The following is an 18,308-nucleotide window of genomic DNA, read 5'->3' on the forward strand; positions in this document are numbered from 1 at the left end:
CGCACCGGACGGCGATCATGCCGGGACCGGTTACGGTTCCCTTGTCAGTATTCTTCTGTTCAGCTTTCCAGCTTCTCGAAAACGGCGTGGACTTCGTTTCCGAATTTTTCGAGGAACATGAGCTGCCGCACACCTTTGGCGGCGGACTCGAAATCACTCGTATCCAGCAGTTTGCCGATCTGTTCGAGCGCGGATTTACGCACTGCGCGCAAATCGGCTTCGACGCTTTCCAGCGCATCGATATCCCTGGCTGCCTTCGCGTCTTCCAGGGCTTCGCGCCATTCCATCTGCTGCATCAGGAATTCGCGCGGCATGGCTGTATTAGACTCCGTTTGCAGGTCGATCCCGTTCAGCTCGCACAGGTAGGCGGCCCGTTTGAACGGGTTCTTGAGCGTCTGGTAAGCCTCGTTGGCCCGCGTTGCCCATTGCATTGCGACGCGCTTCTCGGCATCGGTCGCATTGACGAACTTGTCCGGGTGGACACGGTTCTGCACTTCGCGATACGCCTTGTCCAGCGCTTCCGTCTCGATGGTGAAGCGTTGCGGCAAGTTAAACAGCTCGAAGTGGTTTTGCATGGTTACCTAAAACAAAAGCCTGTCCGGACATCAACAGGCTTGGTATACGAAACGGTTTTCCGGCGATCTTCCGGGAAGAACGCCGCCGAACCGATCAGATACGGAAGCTTTCGCCGCAGCCGCACTCATCCTTGACATTCGGGTTGTGGAACTTGAAACCTTCATTCAACCCTTCGCGCGCAAAGTCCAGTTCGGTCCCGTCGATATAGGGAAGGCTCTTCGGGTCGACGAATACCTTGACGCCGTGCGACTCGAACACTGCATCGTCCGGCGCGCTCTCGTCCACATACTCGAGCTTGTATGCCATGCCCGAGCATCCGGTCGTGCGCACGCCGAAACGCAGGCCAATCCCCTTGCCCCGCCGTTCGATATAACGGTTGATATGCTTTGCCGCTTTTTCAGTCAGTGTGATTGCCATGACGCTTACGATTCTTCCTCAGTACCGCCCGGCCAGGCCGGGCACACAAATCAGGCCGCTTCTTTGGCGTCGGCCGCGTGCTTGGTCTTGTAGTCCTGTACGGCAGCCTTGATGGCATCCTCGGCGAGGATCGAGCAGTGGATCTTCACCGGCGGCAGCGCGAGTTCTTCCGCGATCTGCGTATTCTTGATCGACATTGCCTGGTCGAGCGTCTTGCCTTTGACCCATTCGGTCACCAGCGACGACGATGCGATCGCCGAACCGCAGCCATAGGTCTTGAACTTCGCGTCTTCGATCACGCCGTCGGCGCCGACCTTGATCTGCAACTTCATCACGTCGCCGCAAGCGGGTGCGCCGACCATGCCGGTGCCTACCGAGTTGTCGCCCTTCTCGAACGAGCCGACATTGCGCGGGTTTTCATAATGGTCGAGAACTTTTTCGGAATAAGACATGTTGAGCTCCTTTAGCTTGGTCAGTGCCGCTTAATGCGCAGCCCACTGGATAGAGTTGAGGTCGACGCCGTCCTTGTACATTTCCCACAGCGGAGACAGTTCACGCAGCTTGGCAACCTTGGTCTTGATCAGGTTGATCGTAAAGTCGATGTCTTCCTCGGTGGTGAAGCGGCCGATGGTGAAGCGGATCGAGCTGTGCGCCAGCTCATCACTGCGGCCCAGTGCGCGCAGAACATACGACGGCTCCAGGCTGGCCGAGGTGCAGGCCGAACCGGACGACACCGCGATGTCCTTGATTGCCATGATCAACGATTCGCCTTCGACGTAATTGAAGCTGACGTTCAGGTTGTGCGGAACGCGGTGCGCCATGTCGCCGTTGATGTAGACCTCTTCGATTTCGGTCAGGCCCTTCGCCAAGCGGTCACGCAGCGCCTTGACGCGCGCGATCTCGGTATCCATTTCTTCCTTGGCGATGCGAAAGGCTTCGCCCATGCCGGCGATCTGGTGTGTCGGCAAGGTGCCGGAACGCAGGCCACGCTCATGCCCGCCGCCGTGCATCTGCGGCTCGATACGGACACGCGGCTTGCGGCGGACGTACAGCGCGCCGATACCCTTCGGTCCATAGGTCTTGTGGGCGGTGAATGTCATCAGGTCGACCTTCCACTTCTCGAGGTCGATGTGCACCTTGCCGGTTGCCTGGGCGGCATCGCAATGGAAAATGATGCCCTTCGAGCGGCACAGCTCACCAATTTCCGGAATCGGCTGGATCACGCCAATTTCATTGTTCACCAGCATGACGGAAACAAGGATAGTGTCCGGGCGGATCGCTTGCTGGATCTGCTCCAGCGTAATCAGGCCGTTGTCCTGCGGCTGCAGGTAGGTGGCTTCGAAGCCCTGGCGTTCGAGTTCGCGCACGGTGTCGAGCACGGCCTTGTGCTCGGTTTTCACCGTGATGATGTGCTTGCCCTTGGTCTTGTAAAAATGCGCAGCCCCCTTCAGCGCCAGGTTGTTGCCTTCTGTCGCGCCGGAAGTCCAGATGATTTCGCGAGGATCGGCGTTCACCAGAGCGGCGACGTGCGCACGCGCTTCCTCGACCGCCTTCTCCGCTTCCCAGCCATACATATGGCTGCGCGAGGCAGGATTGCCGAACTGCTGGCGCAGGTAGGGAATCATCTTGTCGGCCACACGCGGATCGATCGGCGTGGTCGCCGAGTAATCCATGTAGATCGGAAAATGGGGAGCCTTGATGGTGTCGACGAGGCTTTTTTCCAGAGGGGCGTTCATACTCTCACTTACTCCAATCATGCAGCTACGTGGGGACGGGGAACGACCACCACATTTTGTTCGGCGTTCTTCTGGCGCTGCTGGTCCACAAGATCCTTCAGCGACACGGAATCCAGGTACTCGACCATCTTGGCGTTCAGCGTCGCCCACAGGTCATGGGTCATGCAGCGTGAACCATGCTCATGGCCATGGCTGTGGCAATTTTCCTTGCCCCCGCACTGCGTGGCATCGAGCGGCTCGTCGACGGCAATGATGATGTCGGCGACCGTCACATCTTCGGGACGGCGAGCGAGCGTGTATCCGCCGCCGGGGCCGCGTACCGACTCCACAATCTCATGCCGGCGCAATTTGCCGAACAACTGCTCCAGGTAGGACAGGGAAATTTCCTGTCGCTGGCTGATCGCGGACAATGTAACGGGCCCCTTGTCCTGGCGCATTGCGAGGTCGATCATCGCAGTGACTGCAAAACGGCCCTTGGTGGTCAGACGCATAGACTTCAACTCCAATAGGAAACTTTATCCAAGTTCACTCGAATATCCCCGATTCCCGAAGATTTTGGTCAAGTATATCAAAGTTGAGTGATTTTGTCAGGTATTGACTGACGACTTGTGGACGCAGAAAATCAGGCAGGACAAGGACAGGGGCGCGGCGCGCTCGATGAAGGACCGAAGACTGTTTGCTGCGATGCAACGCTATTATTTCATATTTCGCACAGCCTCGCGTACGCCGCCATGCGGCTACCGAAGCTTCACGCGCGCAAACATCATATAAGTAGTTGGCCCCGAGCCATAGGAGGGAGTCATGCTGGACGGGACGAAATAGCGCGTGACGTAAGCGCCGACGTCCATGCGCAGGGAAGACGTCAGCCGCAAGTCCTGGGAATAGCCGAAGGTCAGCTTGTTCATCATGAACAGTTGTCGCTGGAGGGATTCATTCTCCCGGACGATTTCATCGCTACCCACCTGTTCGAACCGGCCGAACAGGGAATGCACACCGTCAAACCGGAATGCTGACTCCACCAGATAACCAACGGTGGACTCCCTGAACTTTCGCGAGTTTCGCCCCCATGCAAGTGTCGTCTCCCAATCGCCTTCGGCGAATGCCCGGCGATAGGTAGCCGAAAGCGCAGTTCGCCTCATTTGCTCGCCGACAACGAGATGGTCCAGACCGCTTACGGTTCCACGGCTGAGACGCACTACCCAGTTTTCGAGAGGTGAAAATGACAGGCGCGCGGAGCGGGAATCGATTTTCCTGGGCTCATGCGCTCCCTGTAACCGTCCGTCAGCCGGGCTGGAGAATGCCGCCCCCTCAAGCGTCAGGTCACGCCAGGCATGGCCGACAGCAAATGTTTGGGCGAACCCGGCGCGTTGCTCCAGCCAGCGCTCTGCCGAAAGCGTTGCGCGGGTGTCGATTCCGGTGCGCTCCTGGATAAATGAGGCGGAAACGGCGGATGTCGGCAGAGGATGCAAACCAACTGAAGTCCTGATGCCACCGATGGAAGTCGGGCGGTAGAACGACAGATAACTGGAATCAGGATAAACTGCGCGCGAAAGACTGGCTCCGGATGATGCGATTGCCTGCAAATGCCCGTCAGAAACACGCTCGGAGTCAAGCAGCGGCGCAAGCGCGTCCTCGCTGTCAGAATGAGAAGTATTGCCGGATGTATCAGCGTCCGATACTCCCCGGCCTTGCGGCACGAACTCCTGCGCAAACGCCACGCTTGCCGCCAGCCACACGACTGCCGCTATTGTCGACTTCATCGCGTTCATGACTCCGCCCGATTTGGCATATGTACCCAACATTGCCGTATGCAATCGTCATACCATCCCGGCGGCAGGTGCTGTGCAGCCATTTTTCGCGCCGCCCTTCGGCTGGAGCGATCCGGCACAGGAATTATTGTGCAAGCCGGCGTGGTAATTCTTACACGCTCCGCCTCCGGAATTGAGCTGCCCGCTCAAGGGACAATCATGGGCGCGAATCAGCTACGCGCGCGGGAAACGCCCACGAATTGGAATGCGCACTCAACCTTGCCTGCAGGCGCTGCCTGGGGCCATCCGGCACACTCTCATCACCAACCAGCGCATCGAGAAGTCCCTTGCACGCGTCCTCGATCGCATCCAATACATGATCAAAATCCCTGTCGCTCCGGTAGTAAGGATCGTGAACGATGGTTGCGCGGCGGGACTGCGCATAAGGCATCAACAAGCCCATTTTCTGTTCCGCTCCTGGAGGACACCAGGCCTGCAAGGCAGCGAGGTTGTTGAAGTCCATGGCAAGCACAAGATCAAATCGCTCGAAATCCTCCATTTGGACCTGCCTGGCGCGCAGGCCCGAGAGGTCATAGCCGCGCCGCATGGCAGCGACTTGTGCACGTGGATCAGGCGCTTCGCCAACGTGGTAGTCGTGCGTTCCCGCCGAATCCACGATGATTTGCTGTGACAGGCCCAATTCATCCACGTACTTCCGCATCACTCCTTCCGCCGTGGGCGAACGGCAGATATTGCCCATGCAGACGAACAGGATTTGCGTCGATTTCATAAAGGATCCTCAATCACCCTCGGGCGCCCCGGAATACTGATATCCCGGATAGTTACAGTAGCCAAGACGGCGAGCCATGAGCTTGCGCAAGATTTTGTTAAAAAATAGACAATATCAGAATCGCAATCAAATATGAATTTGCAGATTGTTTTTCACAAACAGCAAGAAATATTTCCGCAGATCGAATCGGCGTCAGAGGAACCCCATCCCGCACCTTCACACGGACTACGGAGACGACCTTTTGAAAAGCAAGTCCATAGGACCGAAGAGCGACTGCATGGTCGCGTTTGCAATGAAACTGAGGTTGTAGGGATGCTCGGAAACTGCGCGCGGGAATCGCGCAGTAATTTCAAGGGCATTCAACTGCTCGGCGATTTTCCCCCACAAGACCAGTTTAGGCAGTTCCGTCCGCCTTTCTTCGGCATCCGCGACAAGTGCTTCGAGGACTGTCTGGAGGAAAGGCTGCCAGGCTTTGGCGTCCTTTGCGGGAGCGACATGCGGGCGGAAGACCAGGGATGCATTCAGGAGCAGAAATCCCTGCCCGGTCAGGTTGGCCTGCAATTCGGTCAGCGTCTGGATAAAGGGAGAACCGATGGCGCGCGCCTTCAGTGAAACATGGGCCAGCGCATCGCCCGAGGTTCCGCCTTCCGAGAGGATGCCTGCGGCAACCAGAAGCATCTTCATGAAGTTGCGCAGCGACGTGGCCTTGTTGACCTGCTTCGACAAGCCCTTTTCGGACCAGAGCGACTCCACCGCGCCATCCATGAAGCATACGCCCGTCGCGCTTTGCTCCCGCGGATAAGGCCCCTCCCCGACCAGCACGTAGCGAACGCTGTGTAACGGTTGCATGAATGCTGCGAAGAGGCGGCCCTGAGTAGGCAGGTAACTGTCGGCAGCCAGCGTGTCGAGATAGCCGGGTTCCGCATTACGGACGGCGTCGAGGCCGCGCTTCAGGATCGGCTGCCAGGAGGGATCGGCCAGCTTGAGCGCATCAAGTATCGCCGGCGGAAAGGTATCGGACATGGTCGTTCAGGAGCTGAGAAACCCGGATTGTACCGCCGCGCCCCGCCGTTGCGGATAGGGTGGCGTTCACATGCCCCCCTTACTTGCCTGAAAGCGAGGCGACATTGTCCAGTCCGGGAGCGCCGAACAGCTGCTGCTTGAGCGTGTGCAGCTGATCGCGTACCTGCGCGGCCTTTTCGAACTCGAGGTTCTTGGCGTGTTCAACCATCAGCTTTTCGAGGCGCTTGATTTCCTTGCTGACCTGCTTCTCGCTCATGGATTCGTACTTGGCCTGCTCCTGCGCCACCAGCAGTTCGGCTCTCGCCTCCTGCGGACTGTAGACGCCGTCGATCAGGTCGCGGATTTCCTTCTTGACCCCGGCCGGCGTAATGTTGTTTGCCTTGTTGAAGGCGACCTGCTTTGCCCGGCGCCGTTCGGTTTCGTCAATGGCCCGCTTCATGGAATCGGTGACACGGTCCGCATAGAGGATCGCAGTGCCATTCAAATTCCGCGCAGCGCGTCCGATGGTCTGGATAAGGCTTCGCTCGGATCGCAGAAAACCTTCCTTGTCGGCGTCAAGGATTGCGACGAGCGACACTTCCGGAATATCCAGGCCTTCGCGCAGCAGGTTGATCCCGACCAGCACGTCGAAGGTACCCAGGCGAAGGTCACGAATGATCTCCACACGTTCCACTGTATCGATATCGCTATGGAGATAACGAACCTTCACTCCGTGATCCCCCAGGAATTCCGTCAGTTGCTCCGCCATGCGCTTGGTCAGCGTCGTGACGAGCACGCGTTCGTTTTTCGCTACCCGGTCGGTGATCTCAGACATCAGGTCGTCGACCTGAGTACTTGCCGGCTTCACCTGGATGATCGGGTCCACCAGGCCAGTCGGGCGCACCACCTGTTCGACCACCTGCCCGGCGTGCGTTGCCTCATACTCCGCCGGCGTCGCCGACACGAAAACCGTCTGGCGCATCTTGCTCTCGAATTCCTGGAACTTGAGCGGCCGGTTATCGAGCGCGGACGGCAGGCGGAAGCCGTAATCGACCAGGTTGACCTTGCGCGCGCGGTCGCCGTTGTACATGCCGTTGAGCTGGCCGAGCAGCACATGCGACTCGTCAAGGAACATCAAAGCGTCTTGCGGCAGATAGTCGACCAGCGTCGGCGGCGGCTCCCCCGGCCTGGCGCCGGAAAGGTGGCGCGAATAGTTCTCGATGCCCTTCGTGAATCCCAGCTCCTGCATCATCTCGAGATCGAAGCGCGTACGCTGCTCGATGCGCTGCTCCTCGATGAGCTTGTTTTCCTTGCGGAAGAATTCCAGGCGCTCGCGCAACTCTTCCTTGATGGTTTCGATCGCCCTGAGGACGGTCGCCCGCGGGGTGACGTAGTGCGAGCCCGGATAGATAGTGAACCGCGGGATCTTCTGTCGAACGCGCCCGGTCAGGGGATCGAACAACTGCAGGCTCTCGATTTCGTCGTCAAACGTCTCGATGCGCAGTGCAAGTTCAGCATGCTCGGCCGGGAAGACGTCGATGGTGTCGCCGCGCACGCGGAACGTACCGCAGCCAAAATCGACTTCATTGCGCGTGTACTGCATCTGGATGAGCCGCGCGATCAAGTCGCGCTGACTCACCTTGTCCTTCGCGCGCAGCGTCAGGATCATCTGATGGTATTCGTTCGGATTACCGATACCGTAGATCGCAGAAACGGTCGCAACGATGACAACGTCGCGACGCTCCATCAGCGACTTCGTGCAGGACAGGCGCATCTGCTCGATATGCTCGTTGATGGAGGAATCCTTTTCGATGAACAGGTCCCGCTGCGGAACGTAGGCTTCCGGCTGGTAGTAGTCATAATAGCTGACGAAGTATTCGACGGCGTTCTGCGGAAAGAACTCGCGGAACTCGCTGTACAGCTGCGCGGCCAGCGTCTTGTTCGGTGCGAACACGATCGCCGGGCGGCCGAGGCGCGCGATGACATTTGCCATCGTGTAGGTCTTGCCGGAACCGGTCACGCCCAGCAGGGTCTGATACGACAATCCGTCCTCGATCCCATCGACCAGTTTGGCGATCGCATCGGGCTGGTCGCCCGCAGGCGGAAACGGCTGGTAGAGCCGATAAGGCGAGTCCGGAAAAGTGACGATCCTGGATTCGTCGACGGTGCTTGATACCTGGGATAAATCTGCCATCTGCATTCGACCTTTGGTAGAATAGAAAGTTGCACATCCGTTCCGGCCAACCTGCTCGGAACTGACTACAACCCGTCTGCAAAAGCCCGCTTTTACAGTCAACTTTTCATGTTATCACGATGAGCCAATCCCATCCCGCCTCCCTGCTGACCGCCATCGAAATGGCGCCGCGCGACCCGATCCTTGGAATTACCGAAGCCTTCAACGCCGACAAGAACCCGAACAAGGTCAACCTCGGCGTCGGCGTTTACTACGATGACAACGGCAAGGTGCCGCTGCTCGAATGCGTCCGCAAGGCAGAATCGCAACTGATGGAAAAGGCAACGCCGCGCACCTACCTGCCGATCGAAGGCCTGGCTGTGTACGACAAGGCGGTGCAGGAGCTGGTGTTCGGCGCCGACAGCGCCGTCATTCAGGAAAAGCGCGCGATCACCGCGCAGGCCATCGGCGGCACCGGCGCGCTCAAGCTCGGCGCGGACTTCCTCAAGCGGTTCTCGCCCAACGCACAGGTATGGATCAGCGACCCGAGCTGGGAAAACCATCGCGCACTGTTTGAATCCGCAGGCTTCACCGTCAACAACTACCCGTACTATGACGCAGCGACCCGCGGCGTGAACTTCGACGGCATGCTGAAGGCCCTGAAGGAAATGCCGGCCGGCTCCGTCGTCGTGCTGCACGCCTGCTGCCACAACCCGACCGGCGCCGACCTCACCGAGTCGCAATGGACCGACGTGATCAAGGTTGTCACCGAGCGTGGCCTGGTGCCGTTCCTCGACATGGCCTATCAAGGCTTCGGCGACGGCATCGCCGAGGACGGCAAGGTCGTCCGCCGCTTTGCCGATGCCGGCGGCCCTCTGTTCGTGTCGAACTCTTTCTCGAAGTCGTTCTCGCTGTACGGTGAGCGTGTTGGCGCGCTGAGCATCGTTGCCGCCAGCGCCGACGAAGCGTCCCGTGTCCTCTCGCAATTGAAGCGCGTTGTCCGCACCAATTACTCCAACCCGCCGATCCACGGCAGCCAGGTTGTCGCGACCGTCCTGTCGACGCCTGAACTGCGCAAGATGTGGGAAGACGAGCTGGCCGGCATGCGCGTGCGCATCCGCGAAATGCGCCAGGCGCTGGTGCAGAAGCTGAAGGACAAGGCCCCCGGCCAGGACTTCGATTTCGTCATCAAGCAGCGCGGCATGTTCTCCTACTCCGGCCTGACCAAGGCTCAGGTGGAGCGCCTGCGCGGCGAGTTCTCCGTCTACGCAGTGGACACCGGCCGTATTTGCGTCGCTGCGCTCAATTCGCGCAATATCGACGCCGTGGTCGATGCGATCGGCAAGGTGCTGTAAAAATAGTATCTGCGGGTGAATCGATTGCGCGTTCACCCGCATTTCTGTTCCAAAAGTTTTGACACGGACAGAAAAATCTGCCTATAATAGCGTTTCTGCTGTTCCCTGATAGCTCAGTCGGTAGAGCGACGGACTGTTAATCCGCAGGTCCCTGGTTCGAGTCCAGGTCGGGGAGCCAAAAAATTCGAAGGGCTTACGTGAAAACGTAAGCCCTTTTTGTTTTTTCTCTGATGCTGCGAGCTCGGGCATCACTTTCCCCCGTCATCCTTTCTCTTCCGCACGTAGCTCCCACTCGGCAACAACGCTTGCGCGATATCAAACTGCTCAATCGAAACACTGCTAAATTGAAATCGATTGCATGGTAGAAACAAAGGGTTGGGATACCCCCATTCCTCTTGCTGCGTCGTCTGTATTGCTTTGCGCTTGCCTTCCACTCAAGGAGGCTCATCATGAAATTCGCATCAACGTATTCTGCTGCGGCCTCTTCAGTATCATCATCCTCCAGGTTGCAACTCGCATGCCTTGCCGCAAGTCCGGTGGCAGTGCGGGCAGCGATAGACGCTGGCGCTGACTGGGTGCGGATACCTTATCGACTCGCACAATCGTGCTCACCGGGACTCAAGAACGATCGATCCAGCCAGGCAATTCGGTACGCTCATGGAAGAGGGAGAAAGATTGCACTCGACCTGAGCATTTCCGCCCAGGGCCAGCCATGGAAGAATTGCCGCGATGCGATCGCATGGACAGCAGCGCAGGGATTCGATGCGATTGTATTGTCGGACATTGCATTGGCCCTCCACTGCGCAGCGCGCTTTCCTGCCCTCCTCCTGCACTTCGTCGCGCCCCCCGCTATTTGCGCCAGGACAGCAACGCAGTTGAAGCTGCAACTGAATGCAGCGCGCATCCTTGTTCCACAAGCACTTTCAGTAGCACAGCTTGTCGAGATTTCGACCAAGAGCGATGTCGAAATCGAGATTCTTGCTTCCGAAACTACGCTCATTTCGAATGCCGGAGATCAAACGCACGATAGCTTGCGCCCTGAATGGATAATTGCCGAAGATCCTTGCAATGACCCATGTTACTCGTCTGAACATCATCTGGCGGAGGCCTTGCAGCAGTTGCCCTTGATGGCATCGCTCGGAATCCGCGCGATCCAGGTGGAAGCACGCAACGACATGCCGGATGAAGTTGCGAAAGTCGCTCGCGTCTGGCGATCGGCGATCGACCGCTGCCTCGAAGATGGTGACCGCTATGCAGTGGATCCCGCCTGGCATAGACAACTCGGCCTCCGGCGGAGACACTGAGCGTTATTTTGGAACGTTTGGCAGATTGCGCCGCGACAGCGTCTGTGTTGCAACGAAGATTTCGCGGAGGAGGTAGACGAAACTGCCGATAAGGGAGAACATCCCGACCACGAAGCAGAGTGCAATGAATTTCGCCAGCGCAAGGTCAAGCGCATCGCCGATGAACAGCGCCGCAATCACCACGCACACAAGCAAGCCGCAGCACGTACTCAGTGTGATCGCACGATTGATGAGATGCGCGCGGCGGTATAGGGTCAGCAGTTCGGCGTGCGCCTCGGCGAATCCCGCACCTCCTGTCGCACCCAACCTGTCCTCAAGCACACGAGAGCGGTCGATGATGCGCGCAAGGCGGTTGGTCAGGACGGCGAGCTTCGTCCCGACGCCGGTCAGAAGAAATACCGGTGCAATCGAGAGCTGAATGATGTGGCTGATGTCGCCGAGATGAATATCCATTTTTTGTTCGTTCGATTATGCGGAGGGATGCTGGAGAGCGCGTTAGCCCCCTGTCCGAGAGGACGACGTAGTGTAGCAGCACGCAGCACGAAATTTGCATACAGGCCATTTGCTTCCGCCATTGCGCCGACTGTCCGTCTTCGGACGCCCCTCTCGCTTGTGCCCCTCCCCGAGTTCTTGAGCAAACGCAAAGAGCGAAAATCCCGCTGGAACCGCCTGCCAATCCGCTTACCTTATCGCAATCGACTGGTTGTTTTTTCTCAATCCAGCTTCACTTTGGTCTGTTAATTTGAGCTCACAACGGTCTTAGGCTGATATACGCAGGACGAATGTTTGCGGCGCAGGGCTTTGACAGGAACTGCCGCAGTCACATCCGTTTGCTATCGGCGAGGATCTTGCGGTTCCCGGCAGTTGGTTCGACGTTAAGCACTTACTCGCAACCGATGCACCGGTACACCCTTGTCCAGTGCCGGATCGACCGCCCTTCCGGCGGCACCAACACTCCGCCTGCACATGAATGCGGAACAGGCATTGGCAACAGAGAATTGCGATGACCACACAATTGGAATACAGCACGGGCAAACTGCCAAACTTCATTACCTCCCTGTCGCGCTTCCCCGCCGCCAAGGTCGGACCTTCGCTTCTATCGGTGATTCATTCGGCAATGGATGGCGTGGTCATTGTCGACTCGATGCGGCACATCGTCCTCGTGAACCAGAAGGTGGAGCGGATGTTCGGCTATCCAGCAGACGACCTGCTTGAAAAGCCGCTCGACGTCCTCATCCCGCCCCGTACCGCTTCCGAACCACGGAGACACATGGATCGCCTTTCGGCGACCCGATTTTCGGGAAGACGGAACAAGCTCGAACTCAAGGGCATGCGTGCGGACGGACAGTGTCTGACATTCAACGCCAGCATTTCGCGAGTCACGGTGCACGGAGAACTTTTCCTGGCGCTGATCCTGCATGAGCCAGGCAGCCACCGGAACGAACACGAGACAAAACGTCGGCTGGTGCGTCCGCACGATTTCCGGCGCTGGGCCGTGTCGTCGCAACAAGCAACCGAGAGTGAAAAGCGGCGATTTTCACGGAAGCTGTATGACGAGATCGGCCAGCGGCTGAGCGTCCTCAAGCTCGACCTTGACTGGCTCGAAAACAGCCTCCCGGAAACCGATGACGGTCTTCCGGCACGCCTTGCACAGATGCAAGGACTGCTGGACAACGTTATCACGATGACAAAGAGCATGGCGTCGGCGTTGCGCCCGCCGCTCCTCGACGATTTCGGGCTGCTTCCCGCCGTCGAGTGGATGGCCGAAAATTTCCGCAAGAAGACCGCCATCTCGTGCACTGTTGAAAGCGTGGGCATGACAGGCAAGCTGGACGATCCCATCGAGTCGGTAGTGTTCCGGGTGATACAGGAAGGGCTGTCCAACATCGAGCGGCACGCCCATGCCCGCAATGCACGGATATTATTCGAACGTACCGAAAACCAACTCGATGTTATGATTCAGGATGACGGTATAGGCATGGCCGCCGGCAGCGAGTTCAAGCCGGGGTGCTATGGCCTGATCGCCATGCAGGAACGCATTTTCGTACTGGGAGGTACGATCAGCATCGAAAACGCGACGCCACATGGCTTGGCGATCCACGCATCGATTCCGATCGATCCTATTTTCAATTCAGAACAGAGCCCTCACCCGCCAACAACATACCCATGATCCGTATTGTTATCGCCGACGACCACACTATCATGCGCGAAGGCTTGAAGCGCATTCTTGATGGGGCCGACGACATCCAGGTCGTGGGCGAAGCCGTCGATGGCTTCGAAGCGCTTGCCCATGTCCGCAAGGGTGGTTTCGACCTGCTGATGCTCGACCTTTCCATGCCCGGCCGCAGCGGGGTCGAGCTGATCCGCCAGATCAAGGATGAAGTCCCGAAGCTGCCGATCCTCATCCTGACCATGCATGAGGAAGAGCAATACGCGGTACGTGCAATCCGCGCAGGCGCACGCGGCTACCTCACGAAGGAAAGCGCCGGTACGCAACTGGTGAGCGCAATCCGCAAGGTTGCATCCGGGCGGCCTTACATCAGCCTTGAAGTCGCCGAGCAACTGGCGATGGATGTGATGCCGTCCAACGAGGACTTGCCGCACAAGCAGCTTTCCAACCGTGAATTCGAAGTCTTCACCCTTCTCGTCAGCGGCAAGTCGATTACCGAGATTGCCGACCTGCTGCACCTGAGCGCTAAAACGGTCAGTACGCACAAGACGCGCATCCTGACCAAGATGAACATGAACTCACTGGCAGAAATGGTCCAGTATGCCGTTCAGCATCGCCTGCTTGGCCCGCTGAAGAACTGATACGCCTCCTCCTCCCCAAGCCAACATCCTCGACACAGCGGGCAGCCATGCACGCGTTCCCATCGGAAGTCCTATAGGAAAACTTCCTTTGTGCATGTAAGGAAATTCCTACACTGCGCAACGGTCTCCTACATGTCAATTCAGCCCACACCGATAGCAATCGGCTGTTGCGGTTGCGATACTGGTCACTCACAGCAAAGCATGACAAGCAAACAACGCGCTTTTGTTTCGTAACAACAAAATCGGGACGAAGGCTTTTCGGCGAGCGTGAAACGGCGATGGCATAACAACACCCTATTGCACGCCGCCGGATAAACAGACCGAATTACCCTGGATTAGGAGAAGCCCATGTTATCCACGCAAATGACTGACCCCCGCCCCGAGACTCCCGTCCCGGCGATGCACTCATCTTCCGTGGAAGCCGGCTGGCAGCGTCAGGGCAAGCTCTGGTCTAACCTCAAGGAATTGTGCGACGTCCTCCGCATTCCGTCCGCCGCAGTCCATACCGACGAAGAACTCCTGTTCCAGCACGTCCAGTTCAAGACCGGTCAGCGCATCCATACGATCGGCCAGCCGTTCGATACGCTATACATCGTCCATTCCGGATTCCTGAAGACCGTGCTGATCGATGAGTTCGGCAATGAACAGGTACTAAGCTTCCCGATGAAGGGCGATCTGTTCGGTGTGGATGGCATCCATACCAAGCGGTATGCATCGGAAGCTGTCGCACTGTCCAATTGCGACCTGATCCTGCTGCCGTTCAAGAAACTGACCGCACTGGGCCGCGCCCATCCCGAATTCGAACATGCCATGTACAGCGTCATGAGCCGGGAGCTGGTGCGCGAGCAGGCGATGGTCAGCATGCTTGGCGCATTGAGCGCCGAAGCGCGCGTCGCACGCTTCCTCGTGAACCTGTCCGAACGCTATGCCGACATGGGCTATTCCAGCAAGCTGTTCAACCTGCGCATGACACGCCATGAAATCGGAAGCTACCTCGGCCTGACCCTGGAAACCGTCAGCCGCACACTGTCGGCATTCAATGAAATCGGCCTCATTTCCGTGGACCAGCGCTCCATCGGCATCAAGGATCTGGATGCACTGAAGACCCTGCGCCGACTGCCGCCTTCGAGTGCACGCGCAAAACAGGTTGCCTCGAAAAAATCGAAGGCCGCGGCCAAGGAGCCCGATCAGCCGGATGGTGAGTGGGGTTCGCTGGCCACCGCATAACGGCTCCTCCTGCCTTTCCGGAAAGCCCTGTCCGTCGGACAGGGCTTTTTTCTTGAACGCCTACCTCTTGCGGCTCGGGCCCGATGGCTGACCGCCACGCTTGTCTTCTGCGGATGCGACTGTCTCCGCTTCCGTCGCCGCACCACGCGCTGCATGGGAGGCTGCTGTTGCGCCCTGGTCTACTGTGCGATTCATTGCATCCTGCGCCGTTCCGGTCGCCACTTCGACATAGGTTGCCATCTCTTGCGCCGATTTGCCTGCGGCCTGCTCGACAGCACCGCGCGCGGCCACCATATTTTTCTTGGCCAGTTCCGCGACTTCCTTGAATGCCGATTCCCATACGGAGAACATGCTGGTCATCGGATTGAACACCGCATCGTTGGCTTGCGCCTGTGCCGCTTGCAGGGGACGGGTTGCGCTCGTCGTCGCGCCGGAGCGGATCTCCGTCATGTACTCCTGCATGGAGCGGCTGATCTCGTTCTGCATTTCCGCGACGATACGGACGATCTCTTGCTGGTAGTTCACCGCATCATCCGGATTGCGAGTAAACAAGCTCGATTGCAGCGTTGAACCGACCGTACGCGGATCGCGCGCGGTCGTGATCGCCTGCACCAGGTTCAACTGCTCGTTGAAGACGCGCTGCGTCGCGCCTCTCATGACACGATCGATTTTCTCCGAGCCGGCAAATACGGCCTCGGCAAATCTTCGCGATGCTTCGAGTTGCGTGTTGTACATCGTGACCAAGGGATTGCTACCGTTCTGCATGATGACTCTCCTGGGAATGAGAAGAAGAGGATGGGACGCGACTGGATGCGGCAATAACCGTCCCGGCGCGCATTTCAGACACGGGCGCCCCACCTGCCGGACAACGCCCTGCAGCCGAGGTTCCTGCCGCTCCAGTCGGATGTGAATCGGGGTTGGTACATTCTGTTCGCATTCACCCCGTCCTTCCACTCACTGCAGCGTGCGCTTGAGGCAGATCAATCGCCGGATTGCCCTGCGGGACGCATGCCCATGCAAGCGAGAAGGACGGCATGCAACCTAGTGCATGTGCTGCCCACCATTGATGGCGATGTTGGCGCCGGTCACAAAGGCGGCGTCATCGGAACAGAGATAAGCAACCAGTGCTGCGATCTCGCTGGGCTCGCCGAGTCGCCCGACAGGGATTTCAGGGATGATCTTCGATTCAAGAATTTCTTTCGGCACCTTCATCACCATGCTGGTTCGCAGGTAACCGGGCGAAACCGTATTCACGGTAATTCCCTTGCTCGCCACTTCCAGTGCAAGCGCCTTGGTGAAGCCATGCATGGCCGCCTTGGCGGCGGAGTAGTTCACCTGGCCGTAGGCCCCCTTTTGCCCGTTGACGGAGGAAATGTTGATGATGCGCCCCCACTGCGATTCGAGCATGCCGTGGAGTACTGGCCGGGTCATGTTGAACACGCTGTCCAGGTTGGTTCTCATCACTGCCTGCCAGTCCTCATACGACATCTTTCTCAGCGTGGAATCCCGCGTGATGCCGGCATTGTTGATGAGTATGTCGATGTGCCCGGTGTCACCCACGATTTTCTTTACGCCGGCATCGCACGACGCATAGTCAGTCACATCCACCATATACGCCATCACCTCCACGCCTTCCTTCCTGTGTACGTCTACCCATTCCGCAGCCGATTCGTTGCGAGGCGAATAAGTTGCCGCCACGCGATATCCGGCGCGGCACAGCCGCGTGCAAATGGCCTCACCCAGCCCTCCCATGCCACCGGTTACCAATGCCACCTTTCTGTCGTCCATGATGCACCCCTTGCTTTATGTTGAAGTTGTCAGCCCTTGCACTGCACGTCCGAAGCAGGACGAACGGACGCCTGGCGCATGCACCAGAATCGTTGGATTTCCGTGTCATGGATTAGTTCGAGAAGAGAGAATGTCCGGAAATGCAGCAGGGGCGATACAAGCCATCGCCTCCCCACACTTCCTTCGTGTGCGGTCGAACCCGTTCAGCCCAAGGCTGTCTATAAGGTTCGAACGAATACGTGCGCGGTTCACGAGCTTTGTGCACGTCCTTTGCCGGCTCGCGCCGGCATTCCTTCAGACCAGGCTATGAGCGAATGCAGTCCAGGATTTACATCTCGTATTCGCCCGATAAAGCAGGCTCTGTCTTCGCACTGTTCTATTGCGAATCGGGCGACGACGTCTTCGGCTGGCACATCGAGACAAGGGAGACCTATTTCTCGGCCGCGTTCTTCATGATCGAGAACTTCTACGCCGACCATGACATGCGCCTGTATCGGAGCGTCGAAGACGATGTGCATGGCCCGTGGACGATCGACCACCCTCCGACGCGCAACCAGATCCGCTGTCCGCTGACTGAAGCGCAACTGCACGAGCTGGAGCGCCTGCAGTCCTTGTTCGTGGAGGACTGGCTGTTCTTCGGGGACGATGAGCACATCGAGTCGGAGCTGGCCGCCTACCAGGTGCAGGGTCTCCCCGTGTACTGGGCGAACATCCGCTGGCGGCGGCTGCAACGGCTGCGCAAGTACGGCACGCAATGGATACATGCGACGCCGGGCACGGACGCGAACGTCGTGCAGTTCCTCCGCAAATACTGGCGGCTCAATGAAAAGGTGCCGGCCGGCTGACTGCGGACAACGTCAGGCGGCACGCGCCGCCATTGCCGCATCCCAGGTGTGCATGTGCCATTCGCAACCGATGCGGCCGGTGACATTTCCTTCACTGTCGAGCCCCTCGACGGGGCCATGGAAGACGGCGAACATGATGGCGCCTTCCGGGCTGACGGGCCGATGCACCGCACCGTCGCGTTCGAGGACGTACATGCCCGCGGTATAGCGGACATGGGGCATGTCGTCATAATGAAAGCCTCCTTCAAGCACGAGCCCCTCGACGGCGCCCACATGCCGGTGCATCGGTGCGACACAGTCTTTTTCCAGCCGGATCATGAGGGAAAAACGCCCGCTGGCCGGGTCGGCGCTCAATAGCTTGAATTGCGCGCCGGGCATGGCCCAGGAAATCCATGGGAGAGCGTTCGTGTCGCAGGCGAGAAGAGGCCTGCTCGATGGAGCGATTGCGGTCTGTGCGGGAGAGGTCATGTTTCGAGTGCAGTTGGGGATGACGCAGGCGACGCCATCCTAACCGAGTCCGGCTGCATGCGCCACTC

At 58.4% G+C, this 18,308-nt stretch carries 18 protein-coding genes, 1 tRNA gene and 1 pseudogene; 7 read left to right on the forward strand and 13 right to left on the reverse strand.

From position 1 onward, the window contains the following. Nucleotides 1-59: 59 nt before the first annotated feature. The 9 genes and pseudogenes from hscB to uvrB form a co-directional block, all read right to left on the reverse strand. A complete protein-coding gene (gene hscB, locus AC3WOY_RS04475) occupies nucleotides 60-575 on the reverse strand; it encodes a Fe-S protein assembly co-chaperone HscB (RefSeq protein ID WP_492421182.1) in 516 nt (171 codons plus the stop codon). Between the two features lie 94 nt (nucleotides 576-669). Beyond that, nucleotides 670-993, reverse strand: a complete 324-nt coding sequence (gene iscA, locus AC3WOY_RS04480; RefSeq protein WP_492421184.1) for an iron-sulfur cluster assembly protein IscA — start codon at nucleotides 991-993, stop codon at nucleotides 670-672. A gap of 50 nt (nucleotides 994-1,043) precedes the next feature. Then, a complete protein-coding gene (gene iscU / locus AC3WOY_RS04485; RefSeq protein WP_492421186.1) occupies nucleotides 1,044-1,445 on the reverse strand; it encodes a Fe-S cluster assembly scaffold IscU in 402 nt (133 codons plus the stop codon). A gap of 30 nt (nucleotides 1,446-1,475) precedes the next feature. Continuing rightward, nucleotides 1,476-2,729, reverse strand: a complete 1,254-nt coding sequence (locus tag AC3WOY_RS04490) for an IscS subfamily cysteine desulfurase (RefSeq protein WP_492421188.1) — start codon at nucleotides 2,727-2,729, stop codon at nucleotides 1,476-1,478. Between the two features lie 17 nt (nucleotides 2,730-2,746). Further along, on the reverse strand, nucleotides 2,747-3,220 hold the full coding sequence (gene iscR / locus AC3WOY_RS04495) for a Fe-S cluster assembly transcriptional regulator IscR (RefSeq protein WP_492421190.1): 474 nt from the start codon (nucleotides 3,218-3,220) through the stop codon (nucleotides 2,747-2,749). Nucleotides 3,221-3,466: 246 nt separating this feature from the next. Then, a complete protein-coding gene (locus AC3WOY_RS04500) occupies nucleotides 3,467-4,498 on the reverse strand; it encodes a hypothetical protein (protein ID WP_492421192.1) in 1,032 nt (343 codons plus the stop codon). 307 nt (nucleotides 4,499-4,805) lie between these two features. Continuing rightward, nucleotides 4,806-5,267: pseudogene (locus tag AC3WOY_RS04505) on the reverse strand (low molecular weight protein-tyrosine-phosphatase); the annotation flags it as partial. Nucleotides 5,268-5,492: 225 nt separating this feature from the next. Next, complete coding sequence (locus AC3WOY_RS04510; protein WP_492421194.1) at nucleotides 5,493-6,290, reverse strand: uracil-DNA glycosylase family protein; 798 nt, start codon at nucleotides 6,288-6,290, stop codon at nucleotides 5,493-5,495. A gap of 79 nt (nucleotides 6,291-6,369) precedes the next feature. After that, nucleotides 6,370-8,463, reverse strand: a complete 2,094-nt coding sequence (gene uvrB, locus AC3WOY_RS04515) for an excinuclease ABC subunit UvrB (RefSeq protein ID WP_492421196.1) — start codon at nucleotides 8,461-8,463, stop codon at nucleotides 6,370-6,372. Nucleotides 8,464-8,582: 119 nt separating this feature from the next. Between uvrB and AC3WOY_RS04520 the strand changes: the two genes are divergently transcribed. The 3 genes from AC3WOY_RS04520 to AC3WOY_RS04530 all read left to right on the forward strand — a co-directional run bounded on the left by AC3WOY_RS04520 (nucleotide 8,583) and on the right by AC3WOY_RS04530 (nucleotide 11,101). Beyond that, nucleotides 8,583-9,797, forward strand: coding sequence for an amino acid aminotransferase (locus tag AC3WOY_RS04520; RefSeq protein ID WP_492421198.1), 1,215 nt, complete (start codon nucleotides 8,583-8,585; stop codon nucleotides 9,795-9,797). 102 nt (nucleotides 9,798-9,899) lie between these two features. Continuing rightward, nucleotides 9,900-9,975: transfer RNA gene (locus AC3WOY_RS04525), tRNA-Asn, on the forward strand. Between the two features lie 271 nt (nucleotides 9,976-10,246). Further along, nucleotides 10,247-11,101, forward strand: a complete 855-nt coding sequence (locus tag AC3WOY_RS04530; RefSeq protein ID WP_492421200.1) for a peptidase U32 family protein — start codon at nucleotides 10,247-10,249, stop codon at nucleotides 11,099-11,101. Between the two features lie 3 nt (nucleotides 11,102-11,104). Here the strand turns inward: AC3WOY_RS04530 and AC3WOY_RS04535 are convergent, their stop codons facing one another. After that, the gene (locus tag AC3WOY_RS04535; protein WP_492421202.1) at nucleotides 11,105-11,554 is read right to left on the reverse strand and encodes a DUF2721 domain-containing protein; all 450 of its coding nucleotides are present in this window, start codon (nucleotides 11,552-11,554) and stop codon (nucleotides 11,105-11,107) included. A 550-nt stretch (nucleotides 11,555-12,104) separates the two neighbouring features. Here AC3WOY_RS04535 and AC3WOY_RS04540 point away from each other — a divergent pair. From AC3WOY_RS04540 to AC3WOY_RS04550, 3 genes are all read left to right on the forward strand, one after another. Next, nucleotides 12,105-13,271: a PAS domain-containing sensor histidine kinase gene (locus AC3WOY_RS04540; RefSeq protein ID WP_492421204.1), complete on the forward strand. Its 1,167-nt coding sequence runs from the start codon at nucleotides 12,105-12,107 to the stop codon at nucleotides 13,269-13,271. Further along, entirely contained in the window at nucleotides 13,268-13,912 is a 645-nt protein-coding gene (locus tag AC3WOY_RS04545) for a response regulator (RefSeq protein ID WP_420476437.1), read from the forward strand. The genes AC3WOY_RS04540 and AC3WOY_RS04545 overlap by 4 nt, the downstream gene beginning before the upstream one ends. Before the next feature lie 348 nt (nucleotides 13,913-14,260). After that, nucleotides 14,261-15,139 (forward strand): Crp/Fnr family transcriptional regulator, encoded by an 879-nt coding sequence (locus AC3WOY_RS04550; protein ID WP_492421206.1) that lies wholly within the window; start codon nucleotides 14,261-14,263, stop codon nucleotides 15,137-15,139. 60 nt (nucleotides 15,140-15,199) lie between these two features. On the opposite strand, the gene AC3WOY_RS04555 is transcribed toward AC3WOY_RS04550, so the two are convergent. Together AC3WOY_RS04555 and phbB are read right to left on the reverse strand one after the other, a co-directional pair. Continuing rightward, nucleotides 15,200-15,904 (reverse strand): phasin family protein, encoded by a 705-nt coding sequence (locus AC3WOY_RS04555; RefSeq protein ID WP_492421208.1) that lies wholly within the window; start codon nucleotides 15,902-15,904, stop codon nucleotides 15,200-15,202. Nucleotides 15,905-16,180: 276 nt separating this feature from the next. After that, entirely contained in the window at nucleotides 16,181-16,927 is a 747-nt protein-coding gene (gene phbB / locus AC3WOY_RS04560) for an acetoacetyl-CoA reductase (RefSeq protein ID WP_492421210.1), read from the reverse strand. Between the two features lie 314 nt (nucleotides 16,928-17,241). Here phbB and AC3WOY_RS04565 point away from each other — a divergent pair, with 314 nt between their 5' ends. Beyond that, nucleotides 17,242-17,772 carry a hypothetical protein gene (locus AC3WOY_RS04565; protein ID WP_492421212.1) on the forward strand — a complete coding sequence of 177 codons (531 nt, stop codon included), beginning with the start codon at nucleotides 17,242-17,244 and terminating at the stop codon, nucleotides 17,770-17,772. 12 nt (nucleotides 17,773-17,784) lie between these two features. On the opposite strand, the gene AC3WOY_RS04570 is transcribed toward AC3WOY_RS04565, so the two are convergent. After that, nucleotides 17,785-18,240 (reverse strand): 2,4'-dihydroxyacetophenone dioxygenase family protein, encoded by a 456-nt coding sequence (locus AC3WOY_RS04570; RefSeq protein WP_492421214.1) that lies wholly within the window; start codon nucleotides 18,238-18,240, stop codon nucleotides 17,785-17,787. Between the last annotated feature and the right edge of the window lie 68 nt (nucleotides 18,241-18,308).

The sequence above is a fragment of the Noviherbaspirillum sp. FW303-A3 genome (assembly GCF_058788695.1).